This is a genomic window from Bacillus sp. GMs2/2 (genome assembly GCF_050172095.1).
Classification (GTDB): domain Bacteria; phylum Bacillota; class Bacilli; order Bacillales; family Bacillaceae_G; genus Bacillus_A; species Bacillus_A cereus.
In genome coordinates this window covers 1-3,503 of sequence record NZ_JBNLYE010000392.1, presented here as the reverse complement: position 1 = coordinate 3,503, position 3,503 = coordinate 1, and the positions used below count along the sequence as shown (strand labels likewise).

The following is a 3,503-nucleotide window of genomic DNA, read 5'->3' as shown; positions in this document are numbered from 1 at the left end:
ACCCTTCCTTTATACAGTTATTTTTTCTCTTTTTATAACTTCATTCATATAATTTATTAATTCTTCATTTAAATTTTCATGCTGTAGCGCCATCTCAATCGTCGTCTTAATAAATCCAAATTTCTCCCCAACATCATAACGTATACCTTGAAAATCATATGCAAATACACGTTGAATTTCATTTAATCGTTGAATTGCATCTGTTAATTGAATTTCCCCACCAGCACCTGTTTGTTGACTTTCAAGGAACATAAAGATTTCTGGTGTTAATACGTAACGACCCATAATTGCTAAATTTGATGGTGCTGTACCTACTGCTGGCTTTTCAACAAACTGACGCACTTGATAACGACGGTCGTTTTGTTCAATTGGATCGATAATGCCGTAACGATGTGTTTCATTTTCAGGCACTGTTTGTACACCTATTACAGATGATTGCGTTCCTTCATATTGATCCATTAATTGGCGTAAACATGGTGTTTCTGCCTGCACAATATCATCACCAAGTAATACCGCAAATGGCTCATTTCCAATAAATTTACGGGCGCACCATACTGCGTGTCCCAGCCCTTTTGGTTCTTTTTGTCTTATGTAATGAATGTTAATTTTTGAGGAAGCTTGTACTTTTTCAAGCATTTCATACTTTCCTTTTTCTAAAAGGCTTTGTTCAAGCTCGAAAGAATGATCAAAGTGGTCCTCAATGGCACGCTTTCCTTTTCCAGTAACAATAATAATATCTTCAATTCCTGATTCTATCGCTTCTTCTACTATGTATTGAATTGTCGGTTTATCAACGATAGGTAACATTTCTTTCGGCATTGCTTTCGTTGCTGGTAAAAACCTTGTCCCCAGTCCCGCAGCTGGAATAATTGCTTTTCTTACTTTTTTCAAATCTAGTACCCCCAAGTGTATTATTATATCTATATGTAACAATAACAAAAACCCTACCTATAAAGTCATAGTTATTACTCCATAGGTAGAGTTTCTGTTAAAAATAAATTATGGGCATCTAACCCATCCTCACGTCATACTCCCGACGACAAGCGTCTAAGGTAGGTTGGAAAATAAATTTTCTACCCACAGCACGACCGAGTGCCCCCATTGATAACGGTTAGGAGACATCACCAATTCTTTATTTAAAAAATACCGAACAATTTTTTACGACGAATTTGTTCTGGATCTTCTTTGTAAATTGCCTTCCCGCTAATTAATAAGTACGGATTTTCTTTCAAATCACTCATAACATTCATTCCAAATTCTTTCTCAATTAGTTCATAGCTTTCTGCTAAATGAAATCCTCTTGACGTTGTGTTATGTGCATCTGATGCGATCATATGTGTTAAATTATGTTCTACAAGCTGTAGTGAGAATTTTTTAATTTTTTTTCCAAATTTCCCAAGTAAACTACCTGCTGTCACTTGTGTTAATGCACCTTTATTTACAAGATTATATAACTTATCTGGCCGCTCGATTAACTCGGCATTACGTTCCGGATGAACGATAATTGGAATCATTCCTTTTACGCGCAATTCATATAGTAGTTGTTCTGCATAACGAGGTACGTGATTTGATGGGAATTCAATGAATATATATTTATTTGTTTCATTTAAAGTAACGATTTTACCAGCTTCATAGTCTTCTAATAAATCGCCATATAATCTGACCTCTTGCCCAGGTAAAATGGTAAGTGGCATATTATGTTGTTGTAGTTCATCATTTAGTTGTTTTACATGATGAATAATTGAGGTACGTTCATTTACATATTTTCCATTTTGATGGTGCGGCGTTGCGACAATGGTATGTATTCCTTCTGAAACGGCTTGTTGTGCCATTGCTAAACTATCTGTTACTGTCTGTGCACCGTCATCGATACCAGGTAAAATGTGACAATGTAAATCTATCATTTGTTTCATCCTCCCTCTCTCCTATAAAGATCTTTTTTCCCTTGAATATGAGATATCGCTCATATTCAAGGGAAAAAAGGAGATATGTTTTTACCATATCTCACTTTAAAATTAGTTTGCACCGTAGTAGTAGTATAGGCCTTGTTCACGTTCACGGTCGTTTAGAACAACGCCCAACAATTTACCTTTAGCCGATTCTAACAATCCTTTTGCTTTTACCGCTGTTTCTTTCTCTGTCGATTCACTACGAACAACAAGAATAGAAGCATCACATACATTTGCCATAATTTGCGCATCGGTTACAGCTAAAATTGGTGGCATATCAAAAATAACTAGATCGTACATGCTGTATGCTTGTCCAAGAAGTTCTTTCATTGATTTTGAACCTAACAATTCAGCTGGGTTTGGGGGGATTGGACCACAAGCTAAAAAGTGTAGATTATCAACTAGTGTTGTTTGCACACATTTCTCTAAACGTTCACTATTTGTTAATACGTTCGTTAGTCCAAAAATGTTATCTACTTGGAACATTTGATGCATTGCTGGTTTACGCATATCCGCATCAATTAATAATACCTTTTTTCCTTGTTGAGCAAACACAACAGCCATATTCGCTGTCGTTGTCGTTTTCCCTTCACTTGGGTTTGCAGACGTAACCATTAATGAATGTAAATTCGTATCAATAGCTGCAAATTCAATATTCGTTCGAATATTACGATATTGTTCTGAAATTGGTGATTTCGGTTGTTGATGAGCAATTAATTGACGGCGTTGACGATGATTCTTTTTCTTTTTAAATAAATTAAGAGCCAATTGTTTGTCCCCTCACTTTTCTTGATGATGGAGCGTGTGATTTCACGTTCATTGTTTCTTCATCCATACGAGCTACAATTCCTAATACTGGTAAGCCAAGTAAGTTTTCCACATCTTCTTCTTTTTTCACTGTGTTATCTAAGTATTCTAGTAAGAATGCAAGACCAACTGAAGCCATTAAACCAACAACGAAAGCAATTGCCACATTTAACATTGGACGCGGTTTAATTGGAGATTGATTTTCTGCAACTTCTGCTTTAGATAATACTGTTACGTTATCAACGTTCATAATTTTTGCAACTTCACCTTTAAATACATCTGCAGTTGCATTCGCAATATCGCGAGCTAGTTTTGGATCTTTATCCTCAGCTGTTACAGAGATTACTTGTGAATCCTTTTCATTCGCAACATTAACTTTTTTCGTTAACTCTTGCGCTGTCATATTTAAATTTAATTTTTCATTCACTTGTTCTAAGATTACTGGACTTTTAATGATAACCTTATATGTATTCGTTAATTGAATATTCGTTTGAACTTCACCAGCTTGGAACATTGCACCTTCTTGCTTCTTCTGGTTAACAAGAATTTGCGTCGAAGATTGATAGATTGGTGTCATGAAGAAAAAGCTAATGATAGCACTTACAATAGCTGCACCAAAGGCGATTACGAGGATCATTGCTAAACGTTTTTTTAAGATATGAAATAACTCTTTTAGACTAATTGTTTCTTCCATAGGTTCCTCCAACTTTCTAAAATTTACACATAGGAAAAATTATAACATATAAA

At 35.3% G+C, this 3,503-nt stretch carries 4 protein-coding genes; all 4 read right to left on the bottom strand.

The window, feature by feature from the left end:
* Positions 1-9: 9 nt before the first annotated feature.
* The 4 genes from bpsC to ACQGS6_RS24840 all read right to left on the bottom strand — a co-directional run bounded on the left by bpsC (position 10) and on the right by ACQGS6_RS24840 (position 3,450).
* Positions 10-891 carry a UTP--glucose-1-phosphate uridylyltransferase BpsC gene (bpsC, locus tag ACQGS6_RS24855; protein ID WP_048534504.1) on the bottom strand — a complete coding sequence of 294 codons (882 nt, stop codon included), beginning with the start codon at positions 889-891 and terminating at the stop codon, positions 10-12.
* A gap of 245 nt (positions 892-1,136) precedes the next feature.
* Positions 1,137-1,904 carry a tyrosine-protein phosphatase gene (locus ACQGS6_RS24850; protein WP_048534684.1) on the bottom strand — a complete coding sequence of 256 codons (768 nt, stop codon included), beginning with the start codon at positions 1,902-1,904 and terminating at the stop codon, positions 1,137-1,139.
* A 111-nt stretch (positions 1,905-2,015) separates the two neighbouring features.
* On the bottom strand, positions 2,016-2,717 hold the full coding sequence (locus ACQGS6_RS24845; protein WP_016513260.1) for a CpsD/CapB family tyrosine-protein kinase: 702 nt from the start codon (positions 2,715-2,717) through the stop codon (positions 2,016-2,018).
* A complete protein-coding gene (locus ACQGS6_RS24840; protein WP_048534501.1) occupies positions 2,707-3,450 on the bottom strand; it encodes a YveK family protein in 744 nt (247 codons plus the stop codon). The genes ACQGS6_RS24845 and ACQGS6_RS24840 overlap by 11 nt, the downstream gene beginning before the upstream one ends.
* Positions 3,451-3,503 lie beyond the last annotated feature (53 nt).